The sequence below is a fragment of the Microtetraspora sp. NBRC 13810 genome (assembly GCF_030268685.1).
Lineage (GTDB): Bacteria > Actinomycetota > Actinomycetes > Streptosporangiales > Streptosporangiaceae > BSRQ01.
The window spans coordinates 80357-95072 of record NZ_BSRQ01000006.1 but is presented as its reverse complement, the minus strand read 5'-3'; the positions used below and the strand labels follow the sequence as shown (position 1 = coordinate 95072).

Genomic DNA, 14716 nt, shown 5'->3' with positions numbered 1-14716 from the left:
GTGGGCGACGCGATGAGCACGGCCGATGTGGCCTCAGGGGGAAGCGCGTCGCGCGACTCCGGCACGACCGGGCAGGACCCCGCGGGCGCGGACCGCGTCCAGGAGCCGGACTCGAAGCCGGCGAAGGGATCGGCCGTGACCGCGCACGACACGGTGGAGGCCGCCGTCCGGGCCCAGCTCTCCAAGGCACTCGGCGGCAAGCGCGGCATCGTCGAGGCGGCGGTGCCGACGATCGTCTTCACGCTCTCCTGGATCAGCTCGCAGGACCTGCGGTTCTCGCTCATCACCAGCATCGCGACCGCGGTCGTCCTGCTGGTGGTCAGGCTGGTGCAGCGGTCCAGCCCGCAGTTCGTGATCAACAGCCTGGTGGGCATCGCCGTCGGCGCGTTCTTCGCCTCCCGCACCGGCGAGGCCAAGGACGTGTTCCTGCCCGGCATCCTCTACAACGGCGCCTACGCGGTGGCCATGCTGCTGTCCATCGTCACCCGGTGGCCGCTGGTCGGCTTCCTCATCGGCTCGATCACCGGTGACCCGACGGGCTGGCGGGCGGACCGGGGCATCGTTCGGCTGTGCTCCCGCCTCACCTGGCTGCTCATGCTGCCCTGCCTGCTCCGGGTCGTGGTGCAGCTGCCGCTCTACTGGGCCGACCAGGTGGCGGCGCTGGGCATCTCCAAGGTGGTGCTGGGCTGGCCGCTCCAGGTCGCCGCGCTCGGTGCGATGGCCTGGATCCTGGCTCGCGGGCGAACCCCGATCCAGCCCACCTCACCGGCCTGACCCGCCGCCCCTCCTAGTGGGGGGCGAGCAACTGGGCGAGCTCTTCCTCGACCTCCTGGGAGGCCACGAAGAGGAGCTCGTCGCCGGCCTCCAGCGGGTCGTCGGCGCTGGGCACCAGGACCCGCCCCTCGCGCAGGATCGCGACCAGGGCCGAGTCGACCGGCCACGCCACCGAGCCGGACCGCTGCCCGACCACCGGGGCGTCCTCGGGCAGGGTGAGCTCGACCAGGTTGGCCTGGCCCTGCCGGAAGGTCATGAGCCGGACCAGGTCGCCGACGCTGACCGCCTCCTCGACGAGCGCCGACAGCAGGCGCGGCGTGGACACCGCGACGTCGACGCCCCAGGACTCGTTGAACAGCCACTCGTTCTTCGGGTGGTTGGTCCGGGCGACCACGCGCGGCACGCCGTACTCGGTCTTGGCCAGCAGGGAGACGACGAGGTTCACCTTGTCGTCGCCGCTCGCCGCGACCACGACGTGGCAGTTGTTCAGCCCCGCCTCGTCCAGCGAGGAGATCTCGCAGGCGTCGGCGAGCAGCCACTCGGCGCGCGGGACGCTGTCGATCTTGATGGCCTTGGGATCGATGTCGATCAGCAGGACCTCGTGCCCGTTCTCCAGGAGCTCGGCGGCGATCGAACGGCCGACGGCCCCGGCTCCGGCGATTGCGACCCGCATCAGTCGTCTCCCTCCGGAGCGCCGGACAGCGCCTTGTTGATCCGGTCCATGTCGTTCTCGGCCGCGAGGACGTGCAGGATGTCCGCCTCCTGCACCATGGTGTCCTCCTTGGGCAGCACCGCCTCGCCCATCCGGTTGATGAAGGCCAGGCGGGCGCCGATCGCGGCTTCCAGGTCGGCGGTGCGGGTGCCGACCCAGCCGGGGTTGCAGGTGACCTCGGCCAGCACGATGGTGCCGGTGGGGTCGCGCCACAGCGGCTCCGCGCCCTCGGGGAGGATGCGCCGCAGGATCTGGTCGGCCGTCCACCGCACGGTGGCCACGGTGGGGATGCCGAGCCGCTGGTAGACCTCGGCCCTGCGCGAGTCGTAGATGCGGGCCACCACGTTGTCGACGCCGAAGGTCTCGCGGGCCACCCGGGCGGAGATGATGTTGGAGTTGTCGCCGCTGCTCACCGCGACGTAGGCTCCGGCGGTCCCGATGCCCGCCTCCTCCAGGACGTCCCGGTCGAACCCCATCCCGGTGACCCGCCGCCCCCGGAACCCCGCCCGCAGCCGGCGGAAGGCCTGCGGGTCGCGATCGATGATCGCGACGGAATGGCCGTTGTCCTCGAGGATGTGCGCCAGGGTCGAACCGACCCGGCCACATCCCATGATCACGATGTGCATTCTCCCCCGCCGCTCGCCCTGAGGCGGTCCGATGTCTGTACCTAGTCAGTATGGCCCGATCGGGGAGTGCCGAAGAAGCGGACCCGGAAGTCGCCGACTACCATCGGCAGTCGTGTCGAAAGTGACGGATCTAACCAAGCGCCTGCTGGTAGGGCGGGCGCTGCGAAGCACGCAACTGCACGAGCAGTTGCTGCCCAAGCGGATCGCGCTACCGGTGTTCGCGAGTGACGCGCTCTCCTCGGTGGCCTACGCGCCGCAGGAGATCCTCGTCATCCTTTCACTCGCAGGCGTTTCCTTCTACCACTTCAGCCCCTGGATCGCGATCGCGGTCGTGGTGGTCATGCTCGTCGTGGTCGCCTCCTACCGGCAGAACGTGCACGCCTACCCGAGCGGCGGCGGCGACTACGAGGTGGCCACGGTCAACCTCGGCGGCAACGCGGGCCTCACGGTGGCCAGCGCCCTGATGGTCGACTACGTGCTGACCGTCGCGGTCTCGGTGGCCAACGGCGTCGACTACGTGGGCGCGACGATCCCCTTCGTGGCCCAGCACAAGCCGCTGGTCGCCATCGTCATCGTCGCCTTCCTCACGCTGATCAACCTGCGCGGCATCCGCGAGTCCGGCGCGGCCTTCGCCATCCCGACGTACGCGTTCATGATCGCCGTTCTCGGGATGATCCTGTGGGGCGGATTCCGGCTGCTCGTGCTCGGCGACGAGCTGCGCGCCCCCACGGCGGACTACCAGATCGTGGCCGAGCAGACGAACCTCGCCTCCTACGCGCTGGCCTTCCTGGTGCTGCGCGCGTTCTCCTCCGGCTGCGCCGCCCTGACCGGTGTCGAGGCGATCAGCAACGGCGTGCCCGCGTTCCGCAAGCCCAAGAGCACCAACGCGGCCACCACGCTGCTGATGATGGGCCTGGTCGCGGTGAGCATGTTCGGCGGCATCATCGCCCTGGGCCTCGCCTCGGGGGTCAAGGTGGCCGAGCCTTCGGTGGCCGCGCACGACGTGCTGATCAACGGGCAGCCCGCCGGCCCCGGCTACTACCAGCAGCCGATCATCGCCCAGCTCGCCGACGCGGTCTTCGGCAACGGCTCGATCCTGTTCTTCGCCATCTCGGCGGTGACGGCGCTCATCCTCTTCCTGGCCGCCAACACCGCGTTCAACGGCTTCCCGGTGCTCGGCTCCATCCTCGCCCAGGACCGCTACCTGCCCAGGCAGTTGCACACCCGCGGCGACCGGCTGGCGTTCTCCAACGGCATCATCCTGCTGGCCGGGGGCGCCTGCCTGCTGCTGTGGGGGTTCAACGCCGACGTGAGCCGGCTGCTCAACCTCTACATCGTCGGCGTGTTCGTGTCCTTCACGCTCAGCCAGACGGGCATGGTCCGGCACTGGACCCGGCTGCTGAGGACGGAGCGGGACCGCAGGGTCCGCATGCAGATGATCCGGTCGCGGGTGATCAACGGCTTCGGCGGCCTGATGACCGCCGTCGTGCTCGTCGTGGTGCTGTTCACGAAGTTCGCGGCGGGCGCGTGGATCGTGTGCATCGCGATGCCGGTGCTCTTCCTCATGATGAAGGCCATCAGGCGCCACTACGACAACGTCGCCGCCGAGCTGGCCGTGCCGGAGGAGGCCGAGCACGACGAGTCGATGCTGCCCGCGCGCAACCACGCGATCGTGCTCGTCTCGAAGATCCACAAGCCCACCCTGCGCGCGCTCGCCTACGCCAGGGCCACCCGTCCCTCCACGCTGGAGGCGGTCACCGTGGGCGTGGAGGGCCCCGAGTCGCGGGCGTTGCAGGACGACTGGGAGAAGTACGGCATCCCGGTGCCGCTGAAGATCCTCGACTCGCCCTACCGGGAGATCACCCGGCCGATCCTGGAGTATGTCAAGACGCTGCGCCGCCGATCCCCCAGGGACGTGGTGACCGTCTACATCCCCGAATACGTCGTCGGCCACTGGTGGGAGCACATCCTGCACAACCAGAGCGCGCTGCGTCTCAAGGGCAGGCTGCTCTTCGTGCCGGGGGTCATGGTGACCAGTGTGCCCTGGCAGTTGCACTCCTCCGACCGGCTCAGAGGGCGTCCCGAGCCCTGGGCGCCGGGGGCCGTGCGCCGGCCCTGGGACGCGGCTCCGCGCAAGGACGACCACGCCAAGGCGTGAGGTGACGGTACCCTGACACGTCGCCCACAACGTCGACGGCATGGGGGAGAAGTGGAGATCACGGTTGAGCGGGTCGCCAACGGCGGCTGGTGCGTCGGCCGGCACGAGGGCCGGGTGGTCTTCGTCCGGCACGCGCTGCCCGGCGAGCGCGTCCGGGTCAAGGTGACCGAGGAGACCGCGAAGTTCCTGCGCGCCGACGCGGTCGAGATCCTCCAGCCGTCCCCGGACCGGGTCGCCCCTCCCTGCCCCTACGCGGGGCCGGGCGCGTGCGGCGGCTGCGACTGGCAGCACGCCTCGCTGGAGGCGCAGCGGCGGCTCAAGGCCCAGGTGGTGGCCGAGCAGCTCAGCAGGCTCGCCGGAATCGACAGGGAGGTCACGGTCGAGGAGGTGCCGGGCGCGCCCGACGGGCTCGGCTGGCGCACCCGGGTGCAGTTCGCGGCGCGGCGCAACGGCGTGATCGGGCTGCGCAGGCACCGCTCGCACGAGGTCGAGCCGATCGACGCGTGCCTGATCGCCCACCCCGAGGTCGAGGCCGTGGGCGCGGAGAGCCAGAACTGGCGGGGGGCCGCGAGCGTCGAGGTGATCGCCTCCTCCGGCGGCGACCGGGCCGTGGTGGTCGCGCCGGAGGGCCGCAGGGAGGTCGTCATGCCCGCCCTGGACGCGCCGGCCGCCGTGCTGGTGGCGCACGGGCGGGGCCGCACCGAGGCGGTGCGCGGCTCGGAGGTGCTGCGCGAGCGCGTCGGCGAGCGCACCTTCGAGGTGACCGGGAGCGGGTTCTGGCAGGTGCATCCCGGGGCCCCGGCGACGCTGGTCGAGGCCGTCATGGACTTCGCCCGGCCGAGGCCGGGGGAGTGGGCGCTCGACCTCTACTGCGGCGTCGGGCTGTTCGCCGCGGAGCTGGCCCAGGCGGTCGGCCCCGAGGGCGGGGTCCTCGGCGTGGAGTCCGAGGCCGCCACGGTGGAGGACGCCCGGCGTAACCTGCGCGACCTGCCGTGGGCCGAGGTGGAGCGCGGCCGGGTGGAGAACGCGCTGGACCGGCACGGCATCGAGCGGGCCGACCTGGTGGTGGTGGACCCGCCGCGCAGCGGTCTGGGCCGCGAGGTGGTGGACCGGGTCGCCAGGCTCGAAGCCACCCGGATCGTCTACGTGTCCTGCGACCCCGCCACCCTGGCCAGGGACATCGCCTGGTTCGCCGGGCACGGGTACGAGCTGTCGGAGCTGCGCGCCTTCGATGCCTTCCCGATGACGGCGCACGTGGAGTGCGTCGCGCTGCTCACACGCCCGAGCCGCTGAGGATCTCGGTCACGCTCTCGCCGGGCGGCGTGCCGCGCAGCGAGAGCCAGGCGAGCCGGTTGCGCTCGGCGAAGTCGGCGAGCTTGCGCGCCTCCATCGGGCTGAGGTCGGTGGCGGCGCCCAGCACCGGGGTGAGCCCGATCCGCCGGGCGGCCTCGGCCGGGGGCAGCTCCAGCGCCGAGGCGACCTGTGCGCGGGCCGCGTGGAAGGACGCGGCCAGCCGGCGTAGCTGTGAGGAGCCGGCGGTGCGGCGCAGCGGCACGAGCAGGTTGACGGTGCCGATGGTGGCGCCGGCCTCGCGGGTGGCGTGCAGCATCCGCCGGTGACCCGCGGTCAGGCCGGACGGGCCGGCGGGCAGGGTGAAGCCGATGTCGAGCGGGACGCCGTGCCGTACGGGGTGGCGCTGGAGTGCGGTGATGGCGGCGGCCCTGCGTTGCGCGGGGCCGGTGGTCTCGTCGCGGGGGACCTCGAAGTCGAGGTGGGAGACGTCGTAGGCGGCGGCCGCCCGCCGGTAGGCGGCGGTCAGCCGCTCCCGGGAGAGGCAACTGGCGGCGAGGTCGCCGGCGGCGCCGCCCAGGGTCAGCGACGCGTCGCCGCCCGCGGCCCGCAGCCGGGCGATGCGGCCCGCCATCGACGGGGTGAGCGGCGGCCCGTTCCAGGCGGGCGAGCAGCCGTCGGCGGCGGGGACGATGTGGCCCAGCGCGTACCACCAGACGCCGGTGCGGCGCACCGACTCGCCGAGGTCGGTCATCGGGCGGCGGGCGGTGTCGACGAAGGTGACGTAGCCGCTGGGCCGCCGGCCCGGTGACATCATGACGAGCCGGTGGTCCAGGCCGGTCCGCTCGGCCGCGGCCGAGTGCGGCGCCGCCCGCGCCCGCGGCGCGGCGTCCTCCGGCGCGGCGGCGGGCAGCGCCCACACGGCGGTGCCGGTGACGGCGGCGAGCGTCACCGCGGCCAGGGCGGTGACCGGAGCGGGAGGTGTGCCGGGAAGCCGCTCGGGGCGGGCTGCGGACGACTCGGGCGGCACCGGCATCTGGTCTCCCTTCGTGTCCCTTTCCCCGCGCCGCGGGAGGTGGCACCCCTCGGCGGCCCGCCGCGAACCGGGACGGGAGTCGATCGCGGCACGTGGTCGAACGGATACGTAGAGCAAGAACGGTACCAAGGAATCCGGGCCGGGCGGGGGGCAAACCTGAAGGGTGTCCCAAGTGCCCGGATAATTGGTGGCATGAAGTTGAGGATCTTCACCGAGCCGCAGCAGGGCGCCACCTACGAGGAGCTGCTCACCGTAGCGCGGGCGGCCGAGCGTCTTGGATTCGACGCGTTCTTCCGTTCTGACCACTATTTGCACATGGGTGACGTCGACCCGGCACCCGGTCCCACCGACGCCTGGGTCACGCTGGCCGGGCTCGCCAGGGACACGTCCACGATCCGGCTGGGCACCCTGGTCAGCGCCGCCACCTTCCGGCTCCCCGGAGTGCTCGCCATCAGCGCCGCCCAGGTGGACCAGATGAGCGGCGGCCGGGTGGAGCTGGGCCTCGGCACCGGCTGGTTCGACGCCGAGCACACCGCCTACGGCATCCCGTTCCCGCCGCTGGGCGAGCGGTTCGCCCGGTTCGAGGAGCAACTGGAGATCATCACCGGCCTCTGGAAGACGCCCGTCGGCGAGAAGTTCCACTTCGAGGGGGCGCACTACCGGCTCTCCGACTCGCCCGCGCTGCCCAAGCCGGAGCAGCGCCCGCATCCGCCGATCATCATCGGCGGCGGCGGCGCCAAGCGCACTCCGCGGCTGGCCGCCGCCTTCGCGGACGAGTTCAACGTGCCCTTCCACCACGTGGAGGACACCAGGGCCGCCTACGAGCGGGTCCGCGTGGCGTGCGAGGCGGTGGGACGCGAGTCCATGACCTACTCCGCCGCGCACGTGGTCGTCTGCGGCTCCGACGAGAAGGAGATCGCCAGGCGGGCCGCCGCGATCGGCCGAGAGGAGGCCGAACTGCGTGTCAACGGCCTGACCGGCACGCCCGCCGAGGTGCTGGAGAAGATCGGCGCCTACGCCGAGGCCGGTGCCGAGCGTCTCTACCTCCAGGTGCTCGACCTGTCCGACCTGGACCACCTGGAGCTGCTCGCCGCCGAGGTGCTGCCGCACGTGTGATCTCCGTGGCCGGTACGGGCCGCCGTACCGGCCATAGGGGACTTATGGGGTCGCGCACGGGTGAACAGGTGGGGAAGACTGGCGTGCGTGCTGCTGACGATCTCCACGACCGCCCGCCCCGCCACCGACCTCGGCTATCTGCTGCACAAGCATCCAGGCAGAGTGCAGGAGTTCGGCCAGTCGTTCGGCACGGCGCACGTCTTCTACCCGGAGGCGGGCGAGGATCGGTGCACGGCCGCGCTGATGCTGGAGATCGACCCGATCCGGCTGGTCCGCACGCGGGGCAAGTCCTCCCCGGACTTCTCGCTCGGGCAATATGTCAACGACCGGCCCTACGCCGCGTCGTCGCTGCTCGCCGTGGCGCTGGCCGACGTCTTCCGCACCGCGCGGGCGGGCCGCTGCGCCGCCCGTCCCGGCCTGCCCGCCGTGCCGCTGCCGCTGTCGATCACCCTGCCCGCGCTGCCCTGCCGCGGCGGGCCCGGCCTGGCGCGGGCGCTGTTCGAGCCGCTCGGCTGGCGGGCGCGGGCCGAGGCGCTGCCGCTGGACCCGGCGTTCCCGGAATGGGGCGAGTCGCGATATGTACGGCTCACGCTGCACGGCGAGGTACGGCTGGCCGACGCGCTCAACCACCTCTACGTCCTGCTCCCCGTCCTCGACGACGCCAAGCACTACTGGATCGCGCACGACGAGGTGGACAAGCTGATCCGGGCCGGCGAGGGCTGGCTGGCCGAGCACCCGGAACGCGACCTGATCACCCGCCGGTACCTCGGCCGCCGCTGGTCCCTGGCCCGCGCCGCCCTCGCCCGGCTGGCGGAGGTGGGCGACGACGTCGAAGAGGCACTCGAACCGCCGGTGGAGGAGGAGCCGGAGGGCGCCGCGGAGAGCAGGGTGCCGCTGAACACCCTGCGCAGGGAGGCGGTGCTCGGCGTGCTCGACGAGATCGGCGCGCACAGCGTGATCGACCTCGGCTGCGGCTCCGGGCGGCTGCTCGCCGACCTCCTCAAGCGCCCGGCCCTCACCAGGATCGCCGGGACGGACGTCTCCACCCGGGCGCTCACGATGGCCGCCGGGCGGCTCGGCCTGGACCGGATGGCGGAGTCCCGGCGGTCCAGGCTGGAGCTCTTCCAGGGCGCGCTCACCTACACCGACGACCGGTACGCCGGATTCGACGCCGCCGTGCTCATGGAGGTGATCGAGCACGTGGATGCGTCCCGGCTGGCCGCGCTGGAACGCGTCGTCTTCGGCGCCGCCCGCCCCGGGCACGTCATCGTGACCACGCCGAACGTCGAGTACAACGTCCGCTACGAGACGCTCACCGGCCTCCGTCACCCCGACCACCGCTTCGAGTGGACCCGCGCCGAGTTCGCCGCCTGGGCGGACGCGGTCTGCGACCGGTACGGCTACACCGTCGGCCACCGCCCGGTCGGCGACGACGACCCCGAGCTTGGACCGCCGACCCAGATGGGAGTGTTCACCCGTGTCTGAGACGACCGTGTCCGAGGAGGGGCCCGCGGACGGGCGGGAGACCCGGCTGAGCGTGCCGGAACTCGGCCTGGTGGTGCTGGTCGGGGTGTCGGGGAGCGGCAAGTCGTCGTTCGCCGCGCGGCACTTCGCGCCGACCCAGGTCGTGTCCTCCGACTTCTGCCGCGGCCTGGTGGCCGACGACGAGAACGACCAGAGCGCCAGCGCCGACGCCTTCGACGTGCTGCACTACATCGTCGGCACCCGGCTGCGCCGCGGCCTGCTCACCGTCGTCGACGCCACCAACGTCCAGCAGGCGGCCCGCCGGGCGCTCGTGGACGTCGCCAGGGCGCACGACGTGCTGGTGGACGCGATCGTGCTCGACGTGCCCGAACAGCTCGCGGTCGAGCGCAACGCGACCCGCCCGGACCGCGACTTCGGGTCGCACGTCGTCGCCCGCCAGCGCAGGGAACTGCGCAGGTCGCTGCCCAGGATGGCCAAGGAGGGCTTCCGGCGGGTGCACGTGCTGCGCGGCGTCGGGGAGATCGACGCGGCGGCGATCTCCTACGAGAAGGCGTGGAGCGACCTGCGGCACCTGACCGGCCCGTTCGACCTGATCGGCGACGTGCACGGCTGCCGCTCCGAGCTGGAGACCCTGCTGGAGACGCTCGGCTGGCGGATCGAGCGGGTGGACGGCAGGGCGGTCGGCGCCGCCCACCCCGAGGGCAGGACCGCCGTCTTCGTCGGCGACCTCGTGGACCGCGGCCCCGACTCGCCGGGCGTGCTGCGCCTCGTGATGGGCATGGTCGCCGCGGGCACCGCGCTGTGCGTCGCGGGCAACCACGAGCAGAAGCTGGTCCGCGCGCTGGACGGCCGCAAGGTCAAGGTGGCGCACGGCCTGGAGACCTCGCTGGCACAGCTCGCCCAGGAGCCGCCCGGCTTCGTCGAGGAGGCCAGGCGGTTCATGGACGGCCTGATCAGCCACTACCGGCTCGACGGCGGCAAGCTGGTGGTCGCGCACGCCGGGCTCAAGGAGTCCTACCACGGCCGCGCCTCCGGCCGGGTCCGCGCCTTCGCGCTGTACGGCGACACCACCGGCGAGACCGACGAGTACGGCCTGCCGGTCCGCCACCCGTGGGCGACCGACTACCGCGGCAGGGCGGCCGTCGTCTACGGTCACACGCCGGTGCCCAGGGCCGAGTGGATCAACAACACGATCTGCCTGGACACCGGATGCGTCTTCGGCGGCAGTCTCACCGCCCTGCGCTACCCGGCCAAGGAGGTCGTCTCGGTGCCGGCCGAGCGGGTCTGGTACGAGCCGGTCAAGCCGCTGGCCGCGCCCGGCCGCAGCGACCCGTCGGCGCTCGCGCACGGCGACGTGGCGGGCACCCGGTACGTGGAGACCCGGCTCGCCGGACGGGTCAAGATCCTGGAGGAGCAGTCGGCCGCCGCGCTGGAGATCATGAGCAGGTTCGCGGTGGACCCGCGCTGGCTCGTCTACCTGCCGCCCACGATGGCCCCCGCGGAGACCTCCGGCCTCGACGGCCACCTGGAGCACCCGCTGGAGGCGTTCGCCGAGTTCCGCGCGGCGGGCGTGCCGGAGGTGGTGTGCGAGGAGAAGCACATGGGCTCGCGGGCGGTGGCCGTGCTGGCGCGCACCCCCGAGGCGGCGGCGGCCCGCTTCGGCGTGCAGGACGGCACGTCGGGGACGGTCTACACGCGGACCGGGCGGCCGTTCTTCGCCGACCCGGCGCGGACCGCCGGGCTGGTCGCCCTGCTGACGGAGGCGATGGAGCCGCTGTGGCCGGAGCTGCGCTCGGACTGGGTGGTGCTCGACTGCGAGCTGCTGCCCTGGTCGGCCAAGGCGGGCGGGCTGATCCGCGAGCAGTACGCGTCGGTGGGCGCCGCGGCGAGGGGCGCGCTGCCCGAGGCGGTCGCGGCGCTGGAGGCGGCGGCCGGGCGCGGGCTGGACGTGGCCGGGCTGCTCGGCCGCACCCGGCGCCGCGCGGAGAACGCCGCGCTGTTCCGCGACGCCTACGCCCGCTACGTCGCCCCGGTCTCCGGCCTCGACGGCGTACGGCTCGCGCCGTTCCAGATCCTCGCCTGCGAGGGCCGGGCGCTGATCACCGACGAGCCGCACCCCTGGCACCTGTCCCTGCTGTCCCGGCTGGACCACGAGATCATCGCGCCGACCCGGAGCGTGCTCGTGGACCTGGAGTCCGGCGCCTCGCGCGCCGCCGCCGTGGAGTGGTGGACCGCGCTGACCGAGGCGGGCGGCGAGGGCATGGTGGTCAAGCCGGCCGCGTACGGGACGGGACGGGTGCAGCCGGGGATCAAGGTGCGCGGGCGGGAGTACCTGCGCATCGTCTACGGCCCGGACTACACCGAGAGCCTCGGCGAGCTGCGGCGGCGCTTCCTCGGCAAGAAGCGCTCGCTGGCGCTGCGCGAGCACGCCCTCGGCGTGGAGGCGCTGACCCGGCTGGCCGCGGCGGAGCCGCTGTGGCGGGTCCACGAGGCGGTCTTCGCGGTGCTCGCGCTGGAGTCCGAGCCGGTCGACCCGAGGCTGTGACCCGGCCGTCTCCCCGGTCAGGTAGATCCTGAACCCGGTGGGCCGTTGCGCCCGCGGCTTTCCGGGTAAAGAACCGCATGAGCGCCACAGTGACGGAACCAGGTCGGGTACGCCTCGGCAGGGTCGTCTTCGTCGCCGCAGCGGCGGCCGTCGGAGGATTCCTGTTCGGGTATGACAGCGCGGTGATCAACGGTGCGGTCACCGGGATCCAGAAGCATTTCCAGGTGGGCGCGGTCGCGACCGGGGCGACGGTCGCGGCGGCGCTGCTCGGGTCGGCGGCGGGCGCCTGGATCGCCGGCGGGATCGCCGACCGCCTCGGGCGTCCCAGAGCCATGCGGCTGGCCGCCGCGCTGTTCGCGGTCAGCTCGATCGGCCAGGCGCTGCCGTTCGCCATCTGGGACCTCGCCATGTGGCGGGTGCTGGCGGGCGTGGCCATCGGGATGGCGTCGGTGATCGTCCCCGCGTACATCGCCGAGGTCGCGCCGCCCGCCTACCGGGGACGGCTCGCCTCCTTCCAGCAGCTCGCGATCGTGCTCGGCATCGCGGTGTCGCAGCTGGCCAACTACGTGATCGTGCGGATCGCGGGCGGGGACGTCAACAACACGCTGCTCGGCCTCCAGGCGTGGCAGTGGATGCTCGGCGCCTGCCTGGTGCCCGCCGTCCTCTACCTCGTGCTCGCCGCGAAGATCCCCGAGTCGCCGAGGCATCTCGTCTCGGCGGGCAGAGTCGGCGAGGCGCGCGAGGTGCTGCGCGAGGTCGAGGGCGAGGGGGCGGACCCGGACGAGCGGGTCGCGGAGATCAGGGCGGTGCTGCGGACCGAGGGCCGCGCCTCGCTGCGCGACCTGCGCGGCCCGGTGGCCGGGCTGCTCGGCGTCGTCTGGCTGGGGATCGCGCTGTCGGTCTTCCAGCAGTTCGTCGGCATCAACGTGATCTTCTACTACTCGGCGTCGCTGTGGCAGTCCGTCGGGATCGCCCAGAGCGACTCCCTGCTGATCAGCCTCTCCACGTCGATCGTCAACATCGTCGGCACGTTCGTCGCGATCGCCCTGGTGGACCGGGTGGGCCGCAGGCCGCTGCTGCTGATCGGGTCGGCGGGCATGACCGTGGCCCTCGCCACGGCGGCCTGGGCGTTCGGGGCGGGGGCGGCGCGGGGGGACGCGGTCAGCATCCCGCAGGCGCAGGCCACGATGGCGCTGCTGGCCGCGCACGTCTTCGTGCTGTTCTTCGCCCTGTCGTGGGGGGTGGTGGTCTGGGTGCTGCTGGGGGAGATGTTCCCCAACCGCATCCGTGCCGTGGCGCTGTCGGTGGCCGCCGCGGCCCAGTGGATCGCCAACTGGCTGATCACCGTGACGTTCCCCGGGCTGGCGGAGTGGAACCTGGCCGGCGCCTACGTCGGCTACGCGTGCTTCGCGGCCCTGTCGTTCGTGCTGGTGCTGCGCCTGGTGCCGGAGACCAAGGGGCGCAGGCTGGAGGAGATGGGCTGAGCGGGGACTCAGCCGTGGCCGCGGTGGCGATGGTGGTGGTGGCGGTGGGCCATGCCCATGAACGCCAGCGCCAGCCAGACGAGGAACAGCAGATGGATGCCGCCGGCCCCGGCCACCAGGGCGACCACGGCGATCATCACGAGCACCCCCGGCACCACCGGATGCCGCCCGGCCGGCATCCGGTGGTCGGCCCGCATGGGAAGCCCGTGCCGCCGGTCGCGGCCGGGTCCGCGCCGCGGACCGGCCCAGCCCCGGTGGTGCGGCCCCCAGCCCGGAGGCGGTCCCCAGCCCGGAGGCCCCCAGCCCCGCTCGGAGCGCGGCGGGTCGTCCGGGAGGGCGGGGTCGCGCAGTGCGGGGAGGTCCTCGGCGACCTTCGCGAGATCGCGGAACGTGCGGGAGGCGAGCGTCTGGTCCAGCCGCTCGTCGAGCTCTTGGCGGTCGAGGCGGCCCTGCGCGTAGTGCTCGCGCAGCGCCTCCATCATCGCGTCTCGTTCCGCGTCACCAACACGGAGGTCGTCATGGGCGGTCATGCGGTCACTCCTCGGCGGGATCGCCATCGGCAAGGATCTGGTACAGCTTGCGCCGCGTCTCCACTAGAGTCTGCCTCGCCTGACGGATTTGCGCATCGTTGCCCGTCTGCAGAATCTGGATCATAGCGAACCCTGTCTGTCTGGCGAGGTCCATCAACTCCCACGTGCTGTCGTCCACGTCGGGGGTCATGTCCTCCCAGGGCGCGCGCACCTCCTCCGGGTGCGCGGCCACGTAGGCCCGTCCCGCGTCGGTGAGCCGGAAGGTCTTGCGCCCCTCGCTCTCGTCGGCGTGCACCAGGCCCTCGTCGGTGAGCTGCTGGAGCGCGGGGTAGACCGCCCCGGGGCTCGGCTTCCAGCCGCCCTGGCTGCGCTCGGCGATCTCCTGGATGACCTGGTAGCCGTTGCGCGGCTCCTCCGCCACGAGGGCGAGGATCGCCGCGCGGACGTCGCCGCGCTTGGCCTTGCGCGCCCGGCCGGGGCCGCCCCGGCCGCCGTGCGGGAAGCCCGGGCCGAAGAAGCCGCGGGCGAGGTCCCAGGGGAAGGGACGCTGGCCGTGGTGGCCCCGGTGCCGGTGCTCGTGCGGCCCGCCCTCGCGGTGCCCGGGGTGCTCGCCCTGCGGCGGCATCCCCTGCCAGGCGGCGTGCATCATCCGGAAGGCCCCCTTCGCGGCTCCCTTGGCGGCGCGGCGCATCTCCCTGCGCAGCTCGGCCGCCTCCCGGCCGGCCCACTCGCGGCCGGCCCCTTCTCGCCGGGACCACTCCCGGCCGGACCACTCCCGACCGGACCACGGGCCCGGCATGGCTTGTGCGGAGGTCATCGATCTTCTCCTCTTCCACGATCGTCCGACGATCGCTCTCGATGCTTCTACGATATATCGAGAACATACCGCCTGCAATCCCGATTTTTCGGTGCATTTCGGGTCTGCTGGGTTGAGTGAGCCACATCACTGGATTTCTGGAG

General features: G+C 72.7%; 12 protein-coding genes. 7 read left to right on the top strand and 5 right to left on the bottom strand.

The annotated features are described in order from the left end of the window. Positions 1–12: 12 nt before the first annotated feature. Entirely contained in the window at positions 13–774 is a 762-nt protein-coding gene (locus tag QSK26_RS14165) for a DUF3159 domain-containing protein (protein WP_285775566.1), read from the top strand. A gap of 13 nt (positions 775–787) precedes the next feature. On the opposite strand, the gene QSK26_RS14160 is transcribed toward QSK26_RS14165, so the two are convergent. Next, on the bottom strand, positions 788–1447 hold the full coding sequence (locus QSK26_RS14160; RefSeq protein ID WP_285775565.1) for a potassium channel family protein: 660 nt from the start codon (positions 1445–1447) through the stop codon (positions 788–790). Further along, a complete protein-coding gene (locus QSK26_RS14155) occupies positions 1447–2112 on the bottom strand; it encodes a potassium channel family protein (RefSeq protein ID WP_285775564.1) in 666 nt (221 codons plus the stop codon). Before QSK26_RS14155 ends, QSK26_RS14160 begins: the two co-directional genes overlap by 1 nt. A 112-nt stretch (positions 2113–2224) precedes the next feature. Here QSK26_RS14155 and QSK26_RS14150 point away from each other — a divergent pair, with 112 nt between their 5' ends. Both QSK26_RS14150 and QSK26_RS14145 read left to right on the top strand, forming a co-directional pair. After that, a complete protein-coding gene (locus QSK26_RS14150) occupies positions 2225–4270 on the top strand; it encodes an APC family permease (RefSeq protein WP_285775563.1) in 2046 nt (681 codons plus the stop codon). Positions 4271–4282: 12 nt separating this feature from the next. Continuing rightward, positions 4283–5563, top strand: coding sequence for a class I SAM-dependent RNA methyltransferase (locus QSK26_RS14145; RefSeq protein WP_502888706.1), 1281 nt, complete (start codon positions 4283–4285; stop codon positions 5561–5563). Here the strand turns inward: QSK26_RS14145 and QSK26_RS14140 are convergent. After that, positions 5544–6596, bottom strand: coding sequence for a glycoside hydrolase family 18 protein (locus QSK26_RS14140; RefSeq protein WP_285775562.1), 1053 nt, complete (start codon positions 6594–6596; stop codon positions 5544–5546). The genes QSK26_RS14145 and QSK26_RS14140 overlap by 20 nt on opposite strands. A gap of 192 nt (positions 6597–6788) precedes the next feature. On the opposite strand from QSK26_RS14140, the gene QSK26_RS14135 reads away from it, so the two are divergent. From QSK26_RS14135 to QSK26_RS14120, 4 genes are all read left to right on the top strand, one after another. Next, positions 6789–7712: an LLM class F420-dependent oxidoreductase gene (locus QSK26_RS14135; RefSeq protein ID WP_285775561.1), complete on the top strand. Its 924-nt coding sequence runs from the start codon at positions 6789–6791 to the stop codon at positions 7710–7712. An 87-nt stretch (positions 7713–7799) separates the two neighbouring features. Continuing rightward, the gene (locus tag QSK26_RS14130) at positions 7800–9197 is read left to right on the top strand and encodes a 3' terminal RNA ribose 2'-O-methyltransferase Hen1 (protein ID WP_285775560.1); all 1398 of its coding nucleotides are present in this window, start codon (positions 7800–7802) and stop codon (positions 9195–9197) included. Then, positions 9190–11742: a polynucleotide kinase-phosphatase gene (locus tag QSK26_RS14125; protein WP_285775559.1), complete on the top strand. Its 2553-nt coding sequence runs from the start codon at positions 9190–9192 to the stop codon at positions 11740–11742. Before QSK26_RS14130 ends, QSK26_RS14125 begins: the two co-directional genes overlap by 8 nt. Before the next feature lie 77 nt (positions 11743–11819). Beyond that, positions 11820–13226: a sugar porter family MFS transporter gene (locus tag QSK26_RS14120; protein WP_285775558.1), complete on the top strand. Its 1407-nt coding sequence runs from the start codon at positions 11820–11822 to the stop codon at positions 13224–13226. Between the two features lie 8 nt (positions 13227–13234). Here the strand turns inward: QSK26_RS14120 and QSK26_RS14115 are convergent, their stop codons facing one another. Continuing rightward, positions 13235–13756 carry a DUF1707 SHOCT-like domain-containing protein gene (locus QSK26_RS14115; protein ID WP_285775557.1) on the bottom strand — a complete coding sequence of 174 codons (522 nt, stop codon included), beginning with the start codon at positions 13754–13756 and terminating at the stop codon, positions 13235–13237. Between the two features lie 4 nt (positions 13757–13760). Further along, positions 13761–14573 carry a PadR family transcriptional regulator gene (locus QSK26_RS14110; RefSeq protein ID WP_285775556.1) on the bottom strand — a complete coding sequence of 271 codons (813 nt, stop codon included), beginning with the start codon at positions 14571–14573 and terminating at the stop codon, positions 13761–13763. Between the last annotated feature and the right edge of the window lie 143 nt (positions 14574–14716).

Bases quoted from the DNA above. Each gene is read 5' to 3' on its own strand.
- QSK26_RS14165 (WP_285775566.1), top strand. From the start codon at position 13: ATGAGCACGGCCGATGTGGCCTCAGGGGGAAGCGCGTCGCGCGACTCC.
- QSK26_RS14160 (WP_285775565.1), bottom strand. From the start codon at position 1,447: ATGCGGGTCGCAATCGCCGGAGCCGGGGCCGTCGGCCGTTCGATCGCC.
- QSK26_RS14155 (WP_285775564.1), bottom strand. From the start codon at position 2,112: ATGCACATCGTGATCATGGGATGTGGCCGGGTCGGTTCGACCCTGGCG.
- QSK26_RS14140 (WP_285775562.1), bottom strand. From the start codon at position 6,596: ATGCCGGTGCCGCCCGAGTCGTCCGCAGCCCGCCCCGAGCGGCTTCCC.
- QSK26_RS14135 (WP_285775561.1), top strand. From the start codon at position 6,789: ATGAAGTTGAGGATCTTCACCGAGCCGCAGCAGGGCGCCACCTACGAG.
- QSK26_RS14120 (WP_285775558.1), top strand. From the start codon at position 11,820: ATGAGCGCCACAGTGACGGAACCAGGTCGGGTACGCCTCGGCAGGGTC.
- QSK26_RS14115 (WP_285775557.1), bottom strand. From the start codon at position 13,756: ATGACCGCCCATGACGACCTCCGTGTTGGTGACGCGGAACGAGACGCG.
- QSK26_RS14110 (WP_285775556.1), bottom strand. From the start codon at position 14,573: ATGACCTCCGCACAAGCCATGCCGGGCCCGTGGTCCGGTCGGGAGTGG.